Origin of the sequence: Bacillus sp. FJAT-29937 (assembly GCF_001509555.1) — a bacterium.
GTDB lineage: Bacteria > Bacillota > Bacilli > Bacillales > Cytobacillaceae > Cytobacillus.
The window spans coordinates 452,324-469,768 of record NZ_LMAS01000003.1; the positions used below are offsets into that span (position 1 = coordinate 452,324).

The window sequence follows — 17,445 nt, forward strand, 5'->3', positions numbered from 1 at the left end:
AAATAAAGAAAAAGCTGTGAAATCATTCGCAGCTTTTTTCTAATGGAAAAAATCTTTAGTTATTTCGTAAGCTGAATAAACAATTGGTTAACTTGTCTAGCCGTTTCCGGACCAGCTAGTTTCGCGATTTCTTTAATTAATTTAGAACGCTCGGCATCATTAAAAATATTAATGCTTTTTCCACGCAGATAAGCTGCGATTTTACTCGCTTGCTGCTTTGTAATTGAGATTTGGAATTGGTCTCCATATTTTAATAATTCATCGGCAGTAATATTGGTTATTTTATGATTGATGATATTTTCAAAGATCTTCATCTCTCATCACTCCTCCGTAGTACTTTATGAAGGAAATAGGCATTATGTGACTGCGAATTACTAATTAAAGGAAGATGGCTTGTTTCTTTACAAATATTTTTTCTTCCTGTATACTAACTTTTGTTAAATCGGAATGATTCTTAATTTAAAAAGGTGATAGCAAATGGAGGCACATGATAAGCCTATTATAAATATCAATCAATTATCTTACCGGTATGAAAAAGAAAATGTGCTGGAAGATATTAATTTATCGATAAATAAAGGGGCATTTCTAGGAATTGTTGGTCCAAATGGTTCAGGGAAATCCACTTTATTAAAGCTCATTCTAGGGCTGCTTAAAACGCAAAAAGGTGAAATTCAGTTGTTTGGCCAAGATATAAGCAAATTTAAGGATTGGCACAAAATTGGCTTTGTTTCGCAAAAAGCAAACTCATTTAACACCGGTTTTCCAGCAACCGTATATGAAGTGGTTGCTAGTGGATTGACGAAAAAGCTTGGTCTTTTTAAGATTATGAAAATGGAGCACAAGCAAAAAGTTATAAAAGCGATCGACTCAGTCGGACTTCTTCCTTTTCTAAAACGCAATATTGGGGAGCTTTCTGGAGGCCAGCAGCAGCGTGTATTCATAGCAAGAGCTTTAGTAAGCAATCCGAAACTAATGATTTTAGATGAGCCTACTGTGGGAGTTGATGCACAAAATGTGCAATCCTTTTACGAAATGCTCGATAATCTAAATAAAGAATTAGGAATTACACTTCTTTTAGTCACGCATGATATTGGCGTTATATCTGATAAAGTTACTCATGTTGCTTGTTTAAATAAGCATTTACATTTTCATGGGGAAACGAATGAGTTTGAACAGTTGAAAATGGAGGAGATGTCTGATTTTTATGGTCATGATATTCATATCCTGACACATAATCATGATCACCATCACCACCAGCATGGAGGAGCAGGGCAATGCTAGCGGGGATACTACAATATGAATTTTTGCAAAATGCCTTTTTAACGGGAATTATTATTGGAATCATTGCTCCATTATTAGGTGTTTTTATCGTTGTTCGAAGGCTATCACTTATTGCCGATGCTTTAAGCCATGTTACCCTTGCTGGGATCGCAGCAAGTCTCTATCTCGAAAGGAAAATAACGGGATTAAGCGGATTGAATCCCATTTATATGGGGATGGCTTTTTCTGTGACAGGGTCCTTGTTTATTGAAAAGCTAAGATCTGTATATAAGCATTATCAAGAGCTGGCTATCCCAATTATATTATCCGGAGGGATTGGGATCGGGGTTATATTTATTTCTCTTGCAGATGGATTTAATACAGATTTATTTAGTTATTTATTTGGGAGTGTCAGTGCGGTAAGCCGTGTTGATTTATGGACGATTATCATTATTAGCATTCTCGTCATATCAATGATTTTTCTTCTTTACAAAGAATTATTCTTACTTTCTTTTGATGAAGAACATGCAAAGGCTTCTGGGATCGCTGCAAAATGGGTGCATTTTATTTTTATCGTCATGGTTGCACTTGTGATTGCTGCTTCGATGCGCATTGTGGGGATTCTGCTAGTTTCTTCTTTAATGACCTTGCCGGTCGCAGCGAGTATTCGCATTGCAAAAGGCTTTAAACAAACGATCTTTTATTCAGTATTATTTGGCGAAACTTCCGTACTAGGCGGCCTCACACTCTCTTATTATTTAGATTTAGCCCCAGGCGGAACAATCGTTATGATCGCAGTCTTTATTTTGATCCTAACGATCTTGTTCAAGAAATTCACAACTAACATATAACATAGAGTTCATTTTTAAAGAGGTGAATGAAGTGGATATCAATGAAGCCTTGCAGCTTTTAAAGGAAAAGGGCTATAAACATACAGGAAAAAGAGAAGAAATGCTGCAGTTTTTTGCAAATAGCAATAAATATTTAACTGCACGGGATGTTTTGACATGGATGAAGGATGATTATCCTGGATTAAGCTTTGATACGATTTATAGAAATTTATCTTTATTTGTCGAGCTTGGCATTTTTGAAATGACGGAGCTTTCAGGGGAGAAGCATTTTCGTTATACTTGCGCACATGAACATCATCATCATCATTTTATATGTATGGATTGCGGGAAAACGAAAGAAATTGACACATGTCCAATGCAGGAGCTGCAGGACAATTTAAAGGGCTATGATATTTCCGGACATAAATTTGAAATATATGGCCGCTGCCCGGAATGTGTCAGTTAAAGGCTAAATAAAAACGGCTTAACGCCGTTATTTATTTAGCCTCTTTTAACCATTTATCTACCCATTCGTTTGCTTCCATCCAGTTATTAACACGAATGACGCCAGGAGGAATTGGATCCTGGTTATACGGCGTATCAAATAATATTACAGGAATTTGACATTCCTCGTGGATCATTACAGCATTATCATGTTTATCTTCGAAAAAGATATCGACTTTATAATCCTTTGCTGCCTGCACCTTATAATGTGTGCCAATTAAATCAATATGATGAAAGGACAAAGCATGCTCCAAAAACCACTTTTCTGTCAGTTCCATTAAATGAGAGCCTCTGGCACTAATGAAAAATAACTCATGCTCGTTTTCCCATTTATTTAATACCTCTTTTGCCCCCTTAGCGAGCGGTGAAGCAGCATATATAGCCGGCTCACTTTCAGCAAACCAATGTGCAAATTCTTCCTTTGTAATGTCTACTAAATGGGTAAGATCGTATTGTTTGACATCATTTAAAGTAATATTTAATTGAAAGGCTTTATTTAAAAATGGGATCAATGAAGATGGACATGAAACTGTCCCATCAATATCAATTCCAAAACGCTTTTTCATACATAATACTCCCCTTTAAACAAATTCTCCTATATCTTATCAGAAGAGTGTAACGGACTAAAGGCATTTAGTAAAAAACATGGGACATAGTAAAACATTAACATTTTTAAAATGGCGATTTTCGTAAACAATATTAATGCTCCAAAAAAAATGCTTTTACGGGAATCGAAAGAGCTTTGTGCCCATTTCAAAAGCTTCGCTCCGAAATGATGCAAATAAATCTTTGTTTCCTTAGAAAGTCAGGCTGCAACATGGAAAACGAATGTTTCCATATTTGAAAGCGAGGGATTAAGATGGCAGATCAAGAACGTGATTACGAGGATTATGATCTTCGTCATAGCGAGAACATTGGCGATAAAGACCAATATGGAGCTGCGGATTATAATGAAGAAACCTCTGCTGAGATTGCTGCACCTATTTCATTTGACAGGGGTAGAACAAATACAATAAGTGAGAGAGATAATGAAACGGAAACAGCGGGTAGAGGAATGGGAATTGCTGCATTAGTTCTTTCCATTATCTCTTTGTTCGTATTCCCAGTCTTATTTGGAGCAACAGGTATTGTACTTGGGTTCATTGCACGGCGCCGGGGAGCTTTAAGCTTAGGAAGCTGGGCAATTGGAATAGGGGTAATATCCATTATTGTCGGGATGTTTATCCTTCCATTTTTTTAACATGAAAGAAGAGAGTGACTTTGTCACCCTCTTCTTAATTTATTACACTGTTTCAGCATTCTTTTTTTCTTCGTCTTGTTTAGCAAAGTATTCAGCGGCAATTTTGTCGATTTCAATTTTTAATTCGTCGACCATTGTTTCTTCAGGGACTTTCCGGACAATTTCCCCTTTACGGAATAGGAGCCCTTCCCCTCTAGCTCCGGCAATACCGATATCTGCCTCGCGTGCTTCACCCGGCCCGTTTACCGCACATCCAAGGACTGCCACTTTGATTGGAGCTTTGATTTTCTGAATATATTCTTCTACCTCATTCGCAATGCTTATTAAATCAATTTCAATTCTGCCGCATGTTGGACAGGAAATTAATGTTGCAGCATTAGAAGATAGTCCGAATACCTTTAATAATTCACGTGCTACCTTAACTTCTTCAACAGGGTCCGCACTTAAAGAAATACGAAGAGTGTTTCCAATTCCTTTATTGAGAATGACACCGAGACCTGCCGCACTTTTCACAGTTCCTGCAAATAGCGTGCCTGATTCTGTAATTCCAAGATGGAGCGGGTAATCAAATGCCTTTGCTGCCTTTTCATATGCTTCAATAGCTAAATTGACATCAGACGCCTTCATCGAAACAATAATATCATGGAAATCTAGATCTTCAAGAATTTTAATGTGGTGAAGGGCACTTTCAACCATTCCATCCGCAGTTGGATAACCGTATTTTTCTAGAATCTTCTTCTCTAGTGAGCCTGCATTGACTCCGATGCGGATAGGTATCCCTTTTTCTTTTGCAGCCTTTACAACAGCCTCTACCTTTTCGCGCTTTCCGATATTTCCAGGATTGATTCTAATTTTATCAGCTCCGCCTTCAATGGCTTTCAGAGCAAGCTTATAGTCAAAATGAATATCGACAACGAGCGGTATGTTAATTTGTTTTTTTATTTCTGCAATCGCGTTTGCAGCCCTTTCATCCGGACAAGCTACACGTACGATCTGACAGCCAGCTTCCTCTAAACGTTTAATTTCAGCTACAGTAGCCTGAACATCATGCGTTTTAGTTGTCGTCATGCTTTGGATAAACAACTCGTTGCTGCCGCCAATCGTTAATGGTCCAACCTTGACTGGACGCGTTTTTGTACGATGTATAATTTCACTCAATGGAGATTCGCTCCTTCTATTAACAGTTCTTAATGATGCTTTTTTTTATCCATTGCTATTGTATCAATGTTTCATTGATATTGACAAGAATGACGGTTATCCAGCTGTGGTAAATTTTATAGTTAGTTACGATAATCAGGAAACTTATAAGTGTAACCGGATTTAATTTTTTCCGGACTTAAGCCATTATTTAATAGTTTAAAATCAGCAATGACTTTGGAAATGGAAACAGAAAGTGGAGAATTTATGTTTTTTTCTACAAGCGATAAGACTGTATCACCTGATGATACTTTTTTTTCAAAATAGGGCAATGAAGTTTCATTCACCGCCATCGCTTCAATAACTGGTTCATCCACAGCAGGAAGAGGAAGAGTTCCCTTTGTCAGGTCAAAATAGATTACATAAATTACGAGGACTGATAGCAGAAAAAGGGCAAGACGTTTCATATAGGAAAACCTCCGGAATAAATGAGATGTTTACCTAATATGTATGCTTGTACTAAAAAAATAGAACTTTAGTCGGGAAAATTAATGGAAACATTACCATCTCTTTACAAAGCCTTAATATTCCTCTGCCATAATGAAATAAATTTTGGAAGGGGGAAATTATTTGTTAATGGGGAAGATCCAAGCTGCAACAAGAACATTATTGGCAAAAATTACTCTGCAAACAAGGCTGCTTGTTCTAATATTAGGTTTGCTCCTTTTTACCGTATCATCAGTAGCTTATATCTCTTACGTAAAATCAAAGGATACGGCCGTAAATTTAATAGAACAGCGATTGCTTAAAGAAGTAAAATCGATTTATGATCTATCTCAAAATCTCATGCTTATCTATGTAGGCAATGAGGAATATTTTAATAAAAAAATGAATCAAGTGATAAAAAGCCAGGATGCCGGGTTTGCACAGGATGGGCTAAGCGGGAGCTTTTTCTTAGTTAATGAAAAAGGAGCCACTCCATTCCAAATTAGTAAAAATACAAAAATCCAATTTTCCGAATCAACCATTGATGAAATAATGAATAAACAAAATGGGCTCATTCATCAAAATATTGGCGGAGAGGATTACACGATTTCATTTCAGTCCATTCAGGAGCTAAAAGGAATTTATGTCATTGCTATCCCGCAAAGTCAATATTTAAAAGAAGTGAATGAAATGGCTAAATACATAATAATTGCAGTCATTATCAGTCTTTCTATTACCTCAGTTATTGTTATTTTATTAGTAAGAAATTTAACAAGTCCATTATCAAGGCTGAGAGAGGTTATGAAGGAAGCACGGAATGGAAATTTAGATATTCAAGTAAAAGCGAATACTACAACACCCGAAATTACCTCTCTTATCAAAAGTTTCGATGCAATGATTAAACAAATGAGCTCGCTTTTATCTAAAATAACAGCCACTACTCGGGATTTATCAGAAACAGGCGGGGATCTCCAGCAAATATCCGGTGAGGTAATGGTGGAAAACGAGCAGTTGATGAGGGCGATTCAAATTGTGAAAATGGGGGCTGAACAAACGGCCAGCAGTTCAGATGATAGTATCCAAATGTTTCAAAGTATGCGAGATGCCATCAATGATATTTTTGAACAAATGAAGGAAATTATGAATAAAACACAATCCATGAATGAATCAGCCCATGATGGAGAATCGAGTGTTGAGAATCTTATTCAAGCTTTTAATCACTTGAGCGATGAATTCAAAACTGTTTCTGCAACCGTCCAGGAGGTGAAGGAACATTCAGCATCCATTGCTGAAGTTGTTACGTTTATCCAACAGATGGCAGGGCAAACTAAGCTTTTGGCATTAAATGCCGCCATAGAAGCAGCAAGGGCAGGAGAAGCGGGCAGCGGCTTTGCAGTAGTGGCAAATGAAGTTAGGAATTTAGCAGAGCAATCTTCACAAGCAACAGAGGAAATAAAGCATACTATTGAAAAAATGGAGCTAATCTCTCTGAAGGCTTCGAATGAATTCGAGGAAATGCTTGTTCATTTTCAATCACATCTTGAAACGGCAACAATCAGCAGGAAATCCTTTGATGTGTTAATGCGCGAAATCGCCGCTGTAAGTGAAATGATTCGTCATGTGCAGGGTAAATTAGTTGGATTGAATGATACCCTTCCTAAGATGGAATCTGTAACTGAAAACTTCGTCTCAGTCTCACAGGAAACCTTTGCAAGCGCAGAACAGGTCGTTGAAGCATCGCAAAAACAAATGATAAAAATGAGGAAGAACCATGAGTCTGGTGAAAAACTGAAGGAACTCTCGCAATCACTTGCAGAGCTTAATGAAGAGTTTCGATATTCGCAAAGCGTCCGATAATAAAAGCAAAAAAATAAAACGCGCTAGGTGCACGTTTTATTTTTTAGCTTTTGGCTGAGGGATTTCTTTAATAGTTAAGAACAGAATGATATACGCAACAAGCCAATTTAGCAGAGCCCCATTTGGCACCGCCGTCTGAAGACTGTCCATAATGGTGAAAAAGATAGTCGGCAGTGTGACGCTATAGGCTGCTAGCCGCCAAGTATGCCGATATTGAATATTTCTATTAAGCATTTTTTTCAAAAGCAAGCCAAGTAAGGCAAGGAACGAAACCTCGATAAATTTCGCTCCGCTAGCAAAAATAAGAATAACGACTCCTAATAACGGAATAATGATCGCAAGCGAGGAGTTTACAGTAGCAAGAATCTCTAGCAAATCATCATTTGTAATCGAAATATCACTAAACATGGAATACGGCAATGATTGAATCTGCCCTCCAGCGATAAAATAGGCACTATTTTGCAAGATCGCAATCGTATTTCTGCTATTGTTTAAATCACCTGTGTCTACTGTTCCGGTTGAATCGAAAATAATCGTAAAATTCTCCTTGTTGAGAATAACAGGGGCTTTATGATCAGAATGAAGCTCCCCATTTTCAATTTGAAATGGAGGAAGTTCAGAATCAAGGCTTTTTTCTACTTCATTGACTCCATTTACCAGTCCGGAACTTAAGAAGTAAACGGATGGAAGGATAGAAATGAAGGTAAGAAAAAAGACATATAGGATTGTTTTTCCAATCCCCTGAAATCGAAAACTAGCAATGTCCCTTGGAGAATAAAGACTTTTAAATAATTGTTTGAAAATATTCATTTAGACCACCCTTAGAAAAGTTCATCATATAATTTTAACTTGCTTAAATCATCTGTACAAGTTTTAAATATATATTTAGTTTTCTGAAAAGTCATTTGTAACCATTGTACAAAAAGAGAATTAAGGAATATTATTATTTTTAATGGGAAATGTATATGAGTGGAGAAGCATTTTAATTGAAACGATTATCCAATTTTGGTAATCTTAAAATGTAACCATAAAGAATGATTCTAATTTCAGAATTATAAGAAATTTAGAGTTATTTGAGTGGGAAACTATATGTACATAGGAGGAAATAAAAATGGCATTTGAATTACCACAATTACCTTATGCTTATGATGCTTTAGAACCGAATATTGACAAGGAAACGATGAATATTCACCACACTAAGCACCATAACACATACGTAACAAACTTAAATAACGCTTTAGAAGGAAATGAAGAGCTTCTTTCTAAATCAGTTGAAGAAGTGATTGCAGACTTAGATGCTGTTCCGGAAGCTGCACGTACAGCAGTTCGCAATAACGGCGGCGGACATGCAAACCACTCTTTATTCTGGCAAGTCATTTCTCCGAATGGCGGCGGTGAGCCAACTGGAGCATTAGCTGATGCTATTAACAGTAAGTTCGGAAGTTTTGAAAGCTTTAAAGATGAATTTGCTAAAGCTGCTACTACACGTTTCGGTTCTGGCTGGGCATGGCTTTCAGTAAATAATGGCGAGCTTGAAGTATCAAGCACACCAAATCAAGATTCTCCATTAATGGAAGGCAAAACGCCTATTCTTGGTTTAGATGTTTGGGAGCATGCTTACTATTTAAATTATCAAAACCGCCGTCCGGATTACATCGGTGCATTCTGGAATGTTGTAAACTGGGATGAGGTTTCAAAACGCTACACAGCAGCGAAATAATATGCATTTAACAGCACGGCAGGGATATACTTGCCGTGTTTTTTATTAAGGTGGTATAAGTGTACAAGCTTTGTTAGAAACTACCCTTTAGAGACAAAGGGGAGTTTTTTTATGAGTAAGGTTAAAAAGTTGATCGGTGAAGTTGATTTAACGAAGGATTTGGGGCTGCTGCTTATTATCGGGGGTCTATATTCTTTAAGTATCGCCCTGTCTAATACATTTGTGAATATTTATCTATGGAAGCAGTCAGGTGATTTTAAGGATTTAGGTTTGTATAATCTTACCGTTGTTGTTATTCAGCCGTTAACGTTTATTCTGGCAGGCAGGTGGGCAAAGAAAGTAGATCGCGTAATTGTTCTCCGGATTGGCGTTATCTTCCTTGCCGCCTTTTATTTAACGGTTTTAATTATAGGGACACAAGCATCCAAGTTTTTGCTGCTTCTCGGTGCATTGCTTGGAATCGGATATGGTTTTTATTGGCTTGCATTTAATGTTTTAACGTTTGAAATTACCGAACCGGAAAATCGCGATTTTTTTAACGGCTTTCTTGGGATTTTATCTTCTGTTGGAGGAATGATTGGTCCAATAGCAGCGGGCTTAATTATTTCTAAGTTAGAAAAATTCACAGGATATACAATCATCTTCGGAACATCATTAGCCCTTTTTTCTTTGGCCGTATTTTTAAGCTTTTTTATTAAAAGGAGGCCGGCAAAAGGAAGGTATTATTTTAGAAGAATATTAGCAGAGCGAAAAAATAATAAGGATTGGCAGCTAATCACGAATGCTCACTTCTTTCAAGGGCTGCGGGAAGGCACATTTGCATTTGTCATATCGGTTTTTGTCTTTATTTCAACAGGCAGTGAACTTGCCTTAGGGACATATGGATTGGTCAACTCAGGCGTTTCATTTATTGCGTACTATTTTGTTTCTAGGCTCCTGAAGAAACAGTCCCGTAAAAGGGCTATCTTAGTAGGCGGTTCAATATTGTATTTGGCGATATTCCTGATTATCTTTGATATCAGTTACTCCAAACTTCTCATGTATGCAGCCATTATTGCAATCGCCTATCCTCTTCTGCTCGTTCCTTATATTTCGATGACGTATGATGTGATTGGAAAGGGATGGAGGGCTGCTGAAATGAGAATCGAATATATCGTTGTCAGGGAAATCTTCTTGAATTTGGGCAGGATCTTCTCAATCCTGTGCTTTCTGGGAGCAGTCATCTTTTTCAATGAGGAAAAAAGCATTCCGATTCTACTGCTATTCCTTGGCGCTGGCCACTCTATTATATTTTTCTTCGTCAGAAAGATACAGCTACAATCTCCGTAAGGGAAGAGCAGCCTCTTCCCTTTTTCCTATTAACAAATATTGCATTAGCTTTCCGTATGTTCTTCCTAGAATAATTTACTGATTTCTTATAGAATGGGATTAGTGAAATAGAAAGTTTGTTACAAAAGGAAGTGTCTATATAAATTGAATAAAAAGAAAAAGAAGAAAAAATCTCATGTTCCCGTCAGGCTGAACATTTTATTTTTTATTGTGTTTTTATTATTTTCTGTTCTCGTTCTTCGGCTAGGCTTTGTGCAAATAGTGTATGGTGACGATTATAGGCGGGAAATTGAGCGGACAGAGGATGTTACGGTTAATAACCCAGTACCTAGGGGGAAGATGTTTGATCGGACAGGCAAAGTGATTGTAGATAATACCCCGCAAAATGCCATTACGTACACAAATCGCGGGGCAAAGCAGGCGGAGATGCTAGATGTTGCCGAGAGACTTGCTAACCTTATCGAAAAAAATACGGATAAAGTGCAGGAGAGAGATAAAAAGGACTATTGGATCCTCAATAATAAAGACCGAGCTGATGAAAAAGTATCTGAAAAGGAAATTGATAAATTAAAAGAAAAGTTCGAAGGCAAAGAACTTGATAAGGCGATTTATCGCTTGACCGTAGATCGTGTCACGGATGAAGAGTTAAACGAACTCACAGATAAAGATTTAGAGATTCTTGCGATTTATAGAGATTTTACAAGCGGGTATGCATTAACGCCACAAATTGTTAAGAACAAAGATGTAACACCAGAGGAGTTTGCTGTTGTCAGTGAAAATCTTCAGCTTCTCCCAGGCGTAGATACGACAACGGACTGGGAAAGAGCTTATGCCTTTGGTTCAACCTTAAGATCAGTTCTTGGAAAAATAACCGATTCCGATGAAGGTTTGCCTGCTGAGCAGCTTGACTATTATTTAGCAAGAGATTATAGCCGTAATGACCGTGTAGGGAAGAGTTATATTGAAATGCAATATGAAGATGTGCTGCACGGCCAAAAGGCTAAAGTGAAAAATGTCACGGATAAAGCAGGTAATGTCCTTGAGACTATTCCAATTACAGAGGGCAAAAGAGGAATGGACCTCGTTCTAAGCATTGATATGGATCTTCAAGTTGCGGTCGAAAAGATTCTTGAAGAAGAATTGCAAACCGCGAAAGCAAAGCCCGCAACTGCTTTGCTTGATAGAGCTTATGTTGTCCTAATGGATCCTCATACGGGTGAAATTATGACAATGGCCGGAAAGAGAATTGTTAAGGATGAGAGAACGGGAAAAAGCGAAATGCAAGATGATGCATTAGGAAATATAACAACAAGTTACAACGTTGGTTCGACCATTAAGGGGGCAACAATCCTAACAGGTTATAAAACAGGTGTTATTAGACCAAACACGTCTTTTTATGATACTCCCATATTAATTAGCAGAACCCCTCCAAAGAAATCATGGAAAAACCTTGGAACGATGAATGATATTAATGCACTCAAATATTCTTCCAACGTTTATATGTTTCATACCGCAATCAGGATCGGTGAAGGGACCTACATTCCTAATGGCCCACTTCCGTTAAAATTAGATAAAGGATTTGCTTCGTTTAGGGATTCATTTGCACAATTTGGATTAGGAGTTCGTACAGGGATTGATCTACCGAATGAGACACTAGGTTTTAAAGGTATTTACGGAAAAACATCTGGACTTTTACTCGATTTTTCGATTGGTCAGTTTGATACGTACTCTAATATGCAATTAGCACAATATGTCTCTACCATTGCAAATGGAGGAAATCGCATGGAACCCCATATTGTCAAGGAGATTCGTGAACCTCTACTTGAAAACAATGAGTTAGGGCCAATTGTCCAAGAAATTCAGCCTAAAGTACTTAATTATGTAGATGCTGAACCAGAATGGTTTGACCGTGTCCAACTAGGATTCAAGAAGGTTTATCAAGAGCAAGGCGGAACTGCATACGGCTATTTCGGCCAGAAAACCTATAATCCAGCAGGGAAGACTGGTACAGCAGAAGCCTTCTATGACGGACCTGAACGTAAAAAGTTTGGTAAAGAACCACCTGAAGTAATAAACTTAAGTCTTGTTGGATATGCACCTGAAGATAATCCTGAAGTTGCCATGGCTGTGATCGTTCCATGGGCATACCAAGGAGGCAGAGGTCATTCTGCCAATTTAATCATCGGTCAAAGAGTCATGGACACGTATTTTGAATTAAAGAAACAGCGGCAAATGGGGAATACTGTCGAGAATGACACAAAAGATATCGAAAATAGTGAAGTAAATGAAGGCGAATAAACTGAATAAAAGATTAGATAAAGCCTGTCACAGTGTTGTGGCAGGCTTTTTTCTGTGTGAAAAACAAAATTGTCGTTGGATTCAGCAGAACTTGTCCTTGATGTACGAAGTAATCACCAGCGCAGAGAAATGAAGCCAACGACATTTACATACTAGGTAGGAAGTAGGTCCTCATAATTCGACAAATTTACACATCATTTATATCGATTTACATAACCTTTACAATCCGTTAAAACCGTATTTACAGTCATACATTATTCTAATACATGTAGGAAATAATGAAACAAAACACTTAGGGGGAATAAAGAAATGAAAAGCTTTAAGTACTTATCACTATCAGCAATGATTGGGGCAGTGCTGGCATTCACAGCAGCTTGTGGTACAGCAGATGAGGGAACAACTAACGGTTCTCAAGCTGGAACTGAAGGAACAAAGACAGAACAAGCCGGTGAAGCAAATAAGCAACTTCAAGGTGAAATAAATATCGACGGTTCATCTACAGTATTTCCAATCATGGAAGCTGTCGTTGAAGAGTTTGGAATGGAACAGCCTGGAGTAAAAGTTTCTGTTGCTTCCTCTGGTACTGGCGGCGGATTTAAAGCATTTATTGCTGGAACTACAGATTTCAGTAATGCATCTCGTCCAATTAAAGATGAAGAAAAAGCTCAGCTTGAAGAAAAAGGCATCGCCTATACAGAATTTAAATTAGCAAATGATGGTTTATCGGTTGTTGTGAACAAAGACAACACTTGGGTTGATCATTTAACAGTTGATGAGTTAAAGAAAATGTGGTTAGAAGACGGCACAGTTAAGAAATGGTCTGATATTCGTCAAGGATGGCCAGAAGAAGAAATTAAATTCTATTCACCAGGTACAGATTCTGGAACTTTCGATTATTTTGATGAAGTGATTCTAGAAGATCAGCCACTTGTAGAAAAAGCAACACTTTCTGAAGATGACAACGTTCTTGTACAAGGGGTTGCAGGTGACAAAAATGCAATTGGCTACTTCGGGTATGCTTACTATGCTGAAAACAAAGACAAGTTAAAAGTAGTGCCTGTTGATGGTGGAAATGGTCCAGTAGAACCAACGAATGAAACAGTTGAAAGTGGAGAATATGCGCCTTTATCACGCCCGCTTTTCACATATGTTAAAAATGAATCAGTGAAGAAAGAAGAAGTATATGAGTTTGTGAAATTTACACTTGAAAATGCTGCAGTACTTTCTGAAGATGTAGGTTACGTAAAATTAAAGGATGAAGATTACAAAAAGGCTCTAGAAACTTTGGAAGGTCTTAAGTAAAATCCAAAACTTAATGGTGGGAAGCGCGATATGAGTGCTTCTCATCTTGTGTTGCGGATGAGGGGGGAATTAACTTTGTCATCACAAAAGTCATCGGTATCGTTTTCTGTACAGGAAATGATTCAAGCAAAAAAACAAAAGAAAAACGCAAATGCATCAATAGAAAAGCTCATGCCAATCATATTATTACTGACAGCGGCTGTTTCAGTGTTAACTACTCTTGGCATTGTGCTTACTTTGATCGTTGAAACATTTACTTTCTTCGGGAAAGTGTCCGTTATAGAATTTCTAACAGCCCAAAAATGGTATCCATTCTCTTCAACTCAGGGGTCATACGGAGTTCTGCCGTTAGTAATGGGTACGTTAAAAGTAACGATTATTGCTGCCATTGTAGCTGTCCCAATCGGATTAGCTTCGGCCATTTTTTTGAGTGAGTATGCTTCAGACAAAACTCGGAGAATTATTAAACCGATATTAGAAGTTTTAGCAGGGATCCCTACTATTGTTTATGGCTTTTTTGCCTTAACATTTGTTACTCCTATATTGAGAGAATGGATTCCTTCCTTGGAAATCTTTAATGCATTGAGTCCAGGGATCGTCATTGGCATCATGATTACTCCGATGATTGCGTCCTTGTCCGAAGATGCGATGTCCTCCGTTCCAAATTCAATGAGAGAAGGAGCTCTTGCATTAGGTTCAACTAAGCTAGAAGTATCCTTTAAGGTCGTGCTGCCAGCGGCTATTTCAGGGATTATCGCTTCTATTGTCCTTGCTGTTTCCAGGGCAATTGGCGAAACGATGATTGTTGCTGTTGCAGGCGGTTCAACACCTAGTATGAATTGGGATGTGACAAGTTCCATTCAAACAATGACAGCCTATATCGTTCAAGTAAGCCAAGGTGATGCGGGCTACGGAACGACAATCTATTACAGCATTTATGCTGTTGGATTTACACTGTTCTTGTTTACGTTATTAATGAACTTATTTGCCCAATTTATCTCTCGACGTTTCAGGGAGGAATATTAAATGAAATTAGTAAACTCTGCTTCAATGGTTAAACGATTGAAACCGAGGCTTGCCATAAACTTCTTATTTAAATGTTTATTTTTAATGGCAACACTGTTTGGCTTGCTTGTCCTAGGAATTTTACTATATCGGATATTCACTCAAGGAATTGCCTATCTTGATTTGCAGTTTTTACAAAGCTTGCCATCACGAAAACCTGAGCAGGCTGGTGTTAAAACGGCACTAATTGGTACAATTTGGCTTATGGGGGTCGTAGCACCTGTTTCATTATTATTAGGTGTTGGTACAGCGATTTATTTAGAAGAATATGCAAAGAAAAACCGGTTTACACGATTTATCCAAATTAATATCTCCAATCTAGCTGGGGTACCTTCCATTGTATTCGGACTATTAGGATTGACTATTTTCGTTCGTGCACTTGCATTAGGAACAAGTGTATTAGCTGCAGGATTAACGATGAGTTTATTAGTTCTTCCTATTATTATCGTTGCTTCTCAAGAAGCGATTCGATCTGTTTCCAAGGAATTAAGAGAAGCTTCTTTTGGAATGGGTGCGACAAAATGGCAAACGATTGTTAATGTAGTGTTGCCAGCAGCTGTTCCTGGAATATTAACAGGCGGAATCCTTGCATTATCGAGAGCTATTGGGGAGACGGCTCCACTTGTTGTACTTGGGTTGCCATTGTTCCTTGCATTTCTGCCAAAGTCTGTTTTCGATATGTTCACGGTTTTGCCAATGCAAATTTATAACTGGACCGGTAGACCACAGGCTGAATTCCAGTCATTAGCTGCTGCAGGAATTATGGTCCTGCTCTTTATGTTAATAATCATGAATTCAATTGCTGTATTAATTCGGAATAAATTCTCAAAACGATATTAATGAAAGTGGATGAAGGGGGAACTCAGGTATGAATGCAACATTAGAAAAGCAAAGAATGAGTCTTGTTCAAGGCAAAGATTCTGTTTCAGAATTAACATCAAAAAATATAGTCTATAAAACCAATCAGCTTAATTTATGGTACGGGGAAAACCATGCGCTGAAAAATATAAATTTAGACATTTACGAAAATGAAGTGACAGCCATTATTGGTCCATCTGGATGTGGAAAATCTACGTATATTAAAACGTTGAACCGAATGATTGAACTAGTGCCAATTGTCAAAACATCAGGTACAATATCTTATAGAGGCAGAAATATTTTTGATAAATCATATGGAGTAGAAGAATTACGCACGAAGGTTGGAATGGTATTTCAAAAACCAAATCCATTTCCAAAGTCGATTTATGAGAATGTGGCCTATGGGCCAAAAATTCATGGCATTCGCGACAAAAAAATCCTCGATCAAATTGTTGAGAAAAGTTTAAAAGGTGCGGCCATTTGGGATGAAGTAAAAGACCGATTGCATCAAAATGCTTATGGGCTTTCAGGAGGTCAGCAACAGCGTCTTTGCATTGCTCGCTGTTTAGCCATTGAGCCAGATGTTATTCTAATGGATGAACCAACGTCAGCACTTGATCCGATCTCTACATTGAAGGTAGAAGAATTAGTACAGGAATTAAAGAAAGAATTCAGTATCATCATCGTTACTCATAATATGCAGCAGGCAGCACGTATTTCTGATAAAACAGCTTTCTTCCTAAATGGCGAAGTTATTGAGTTCGCAGAAACAAATAAAATTTTCTCAACACCTTCTGATAAACGAACAGAGGACTATATTACAGGAAGATTCGGTTAATTGAATAAAGGGGAGATTACTAGTTATGTCAGTTCGTGAAAAGTTTGATATTGATCTTAAAGAATTGCAAGGAAAATTAATAGAAATTGGCAACTTTGCTGAGGACGCGCTGACCAAATCCATTATCGCTCTAGAAAGCCAAGATCTTGAGATGGCACTTGAAATCATTGATAATGATGCGAATGCGAATCTTATGTATGAAGATATAAATGATTTTGCGATTCTTTTAATTGCGAAACAGCAGCCCGTAGCGATTGATCTCCGCCGCATTATTGTCGCTATCAAAATTGCAACAAATATTGAAAGAATTGCAGATTTCGCAGTTAACATTGCAAAATCCACGATTAGAATTGGCTCGGAGCCGTTAGTAAAGCCTATAGTCCATATTAAAGAAATGCACAGAATTACACTCGAGATGTTGAAACTATCTTTAGAGGCGTTCAATGATGAAGACGTAGTAAAAGCAAAAAAGCTGGCAGAGATGGATGATATGGTTGATGATTTATATGGGCAGACAATTAGAGATTTAATGCATATAAATATGCAAAAGCCGGAATTTTTGCCGCAAATTTTACAGCTTTCCTTTATTTGCAGATTTCTCGAAAGATCTGCGGACCATATTACTAATATTGCAGAAAGCATTTTGTACCTTGTTAAAGGAAGACAGTATGACTTAAATTAATAGAATGACAAAAAAGCTAAAGAGGCTGGTTCTAGGCCT

At 37.7% G+C, this 17,445-nt stretch carries 18 protein-coding genes; 13 read left to right on the plus strand and 5 right to left on the minus strand.

Features of this window, described 5'->3' with window-relative positions; translation table 11 throughout:
• Window positions 1-59 precede the first annotated feature (59 nt).
• On the minus strand, window positions 60-314 hold the full coding sequence (locus tag AR328_RS08475; RefSeq protein WP_066293394.1) for a DUF2624 domain-containing protein: 255 nt from the start codon (window positions 312-314) through the stop codon (window positions 60-62).
• A gap of 163 nt (window positions 315-477) precedes the next feature.
• On the opposite strand from AR328_RS08475, the gene AR328_RS08480 reads away from it, so the two are divergent.
• The 3 genes from AR328_RS08480 to AR328_RS08490 are packed head-to-tail and all read left to right on the plus strand — an operon-like array spanning window position 478 to window position 2,556.
• Window positions 478-1,281 carry a metal ABC transporter ATP-binding protein gene (locus AR328_RS08480; RefSeq protein ID WP_066293399.1) on the plus strand — a complete coding sequence of 268 codons (804 nt, stop codon included), beginning with the start codon at window positions 478-480 and terminating at the stop codon, window positions 1,279-1,281.
• Entirely contained in the window at window positions 1,275-2,111 is an 837-nt protein-coding gene (locus AR328_RS08485; protein ID WP_066293404.1) for a metal ABC transporter permease, read from the plus strand. Before AR328_RS08480 ends, AR328_RS08485 begins: the two co-directional genes overlap by 7 nt.
• Before the next feature lie 31 nt (window positions 2,112-2,142).
• Window positions 2,143-2,556: a Fur family transcriptional regulator gene (locus AR328_RS08490; RefSeq protein ID WP_066293407.1), complete on the plus strand. Its 414-nt coding sequence runs from the start codon at window positions 2,143-2,145 to the stop codon at window positions 2,554-2,556.
• Between the two features lie 31 nt (window positions 2,557-2,587).
• Here the strand turns inward: AR328_RS08490 and AR328_RS08495 are convergent, their stop codons facing one another.
• Window positions 2,588-3,160 (minus strand): hypothetical protein, encoded by a 573-nt coding sequence (locus AR328_RS08495; protein ID WP_066293411.1) that lies wholly within the window; start codon window positions 3,158-3,160, stop codon window positions 2,588-2,590.
• 293 nt (window positions 3,161-3,453) lie between these two features.
• On the opposite strand from AR328_RS08495, the gene AR328_RS08500 reads away from it, so the two are divergent.
• Complete coding sequence (locus AR328_RS08500) at window positions 3,454-3,834, plus strand: DUF4190 domain-containing protein (protein WP_197414434.1); 381 nt, start codon at window positions 3,454-3,456, stop codon at window positions 3,832-3,834.
• A gap of 42 nt (window positions 3,835-3,876) precedes the next feature.
• On the opposite strand, the gene ispG is transcribed toward AR328_RS08500, so the two are convergent.
• Both ispG and AR328_RS08510 read right to left on the minus strand, forming a co-directional pair.
• Window positions 3,877-4,992, minus strand: coding sequence for a flavodoxin-dependent (E)-4-hydroxy-3-methylbut-2-enyl-diphosphate synthase (gene ispG / locus AR328_RS08505; RefSeq protein ID WP_066293418.1), 1,116 nt, complete (start codon window positions 4,990-4,992; stop codon window positions 3,877-3,879).
• Window positions 4,993-5,114: 122 nt separating this feature from the next.
• On the minus strand, window positions 5,115-5,438 hold the full coding sequence (locus AR328_RS08510; RefSeq protein ID WP_066293421.1) for a hypothetical protein: 324 nt from the start codon (window positions 5,436-5,438) through the stop codon (window positions 5,115-5,117).
• Window positions 5,439-5,607: 169 nt separating this feature from the next.
• Here AR328_RS08510 and AR328_RS08515 point away from each other — a divergent pair, with 169 nt between their 5' ends.
• Entirely contained in the window at window positions 5,608-7,314 is a 1,707-nt protein-coding gene (locus AR328_RS08515; RefSeq protein ID WP_066294650.1) for a methyl-accepting chemotaxis protein, read from the plus strand.
• Window positions 7,315-7,350: 36 nt separating this feature from the next.
• On the opposite strand, the gene AR328_RS08520 is transcribed toward AR328_RS08515, so the two are convergent.
• Complete coding sequence (locus tag AR328_RS08520) at window positions 7,351-8,124, minus strand: DUF1189 domain-containing protein (protein WP_066293426.1); 774 nt, start codon at window positions 8,122-8,124, stop codon at window positions 7,351-7,353.
• 301 nt (window positions 8,125-8,425) lie between these two features.
• Here AR328_RS08520 and sodA point away from each other — a divergent pair, with 301 nt between their 5' ends.
• The 8 genes from sodA to phoU all read left to right on the plus strand — a co-directional run bounded on the left by sodA (window position 8,426) and on the right by phoU (window position 17,406).
• The gene (sodA, locus tag AR328_RS08525; protein ID WP_066293442.1) at window positions 8,426-9,034 is read left to right on the plus strand and encodes a superoxide dismutase SodA; all 609 of its coding nucleotides are present in this window, start codon (window positions 8,426-8,428) and stop codon (window positions 9,032-9,034) included.
• A 111-nt stretch (window positions 9,035-9,145) separates the two neighbouring features.
• A complete protein-coding gene (locus AR328_RS08530; RefSeq protein ID WP_066293448.1) occupies window positions 9,146-10,363 on the plus strand; it encodes an MFS transporter in 1,218 nt (405 codons plus the stop codon).
• Between the two features lie 144 nt (window positions 10,364-10,507).
• Window positions 10,508-12,661: a peptidoglycan D,D-transpeptidase FtsI family protein gene (locus AR328_RS08535; RefSeq protein ID WP_066293454.1), complete on the plus strand. Its 2,154-nt coding sequence runs from the start codon at window positions 10,508-10,510 to the stop codon at window positions 12,659-12,661.
• A gap of 309 nt (window positions 12,662-12,970) precedes the next feature.
• Window positions 12,971-13,963, plus strand: a complete 993-nt coding sequence (locus tag AR328_RS08540) for a PstS family phosphate ABC transporter substrate-binding protein (protein WP_066293459.1) — start codon at window positions 12,971-12,973, stop codon at window positions 13,961-13,963.
• Window positions 13,964-14,020: 57 nt separating this feature from the next.
• Entirely contained in the window at window positions 14,021-14,989 is a 969-nt protein-coding gene (gene pstC / locus AR328_RS08545) for a phosphate ABC transporter permease subunit PstC (RefSeq protein ID WP_066294653.1), read from the plus strand.
• Window positions 14,990-15,868, plus strand: a complete 879-nt coding sequence (gene pstA, locus AR328_RS08550) for a phosphate ABC transporter permease PstA (RefSeq protein ID WP_066293473.1) — start codon at window positions 14,990-14,992, stop codon at window positions 15,866-15,868.
• Window positions 15,869-15,896: 28 nt separating this feature from the next.
• Window positions 15,897-16,724 carry a phosphate ABC transporter ATP-binding protein PstB gene (gene pstB, locus AR328_RS08555; protein WP_197414435.1) on the plus strand — a complete coding sequence of 276 codons (828 nt, stop codon included), beginning with the start codon at window positions 15,897-15,899 and terminating at the stop codon, window positions 16,722-16,724.
• A 25-nt stretch (window positions 16,725-16,749) separates the two neighbouring features.
• Window positions 16,750-17,406, plus strand: coding sequence for a phosphate signaling complex protein PhoU (gene phoU, locus AR328_RS08560; RefSeq protein WP_066293475.1), 657 nt, complete (start codon window positions 16,750-16,752; stop codon window positions 17,404-17,406).
• Window positions 17,407-17,445: the final 39 nt, after the last annotated feature.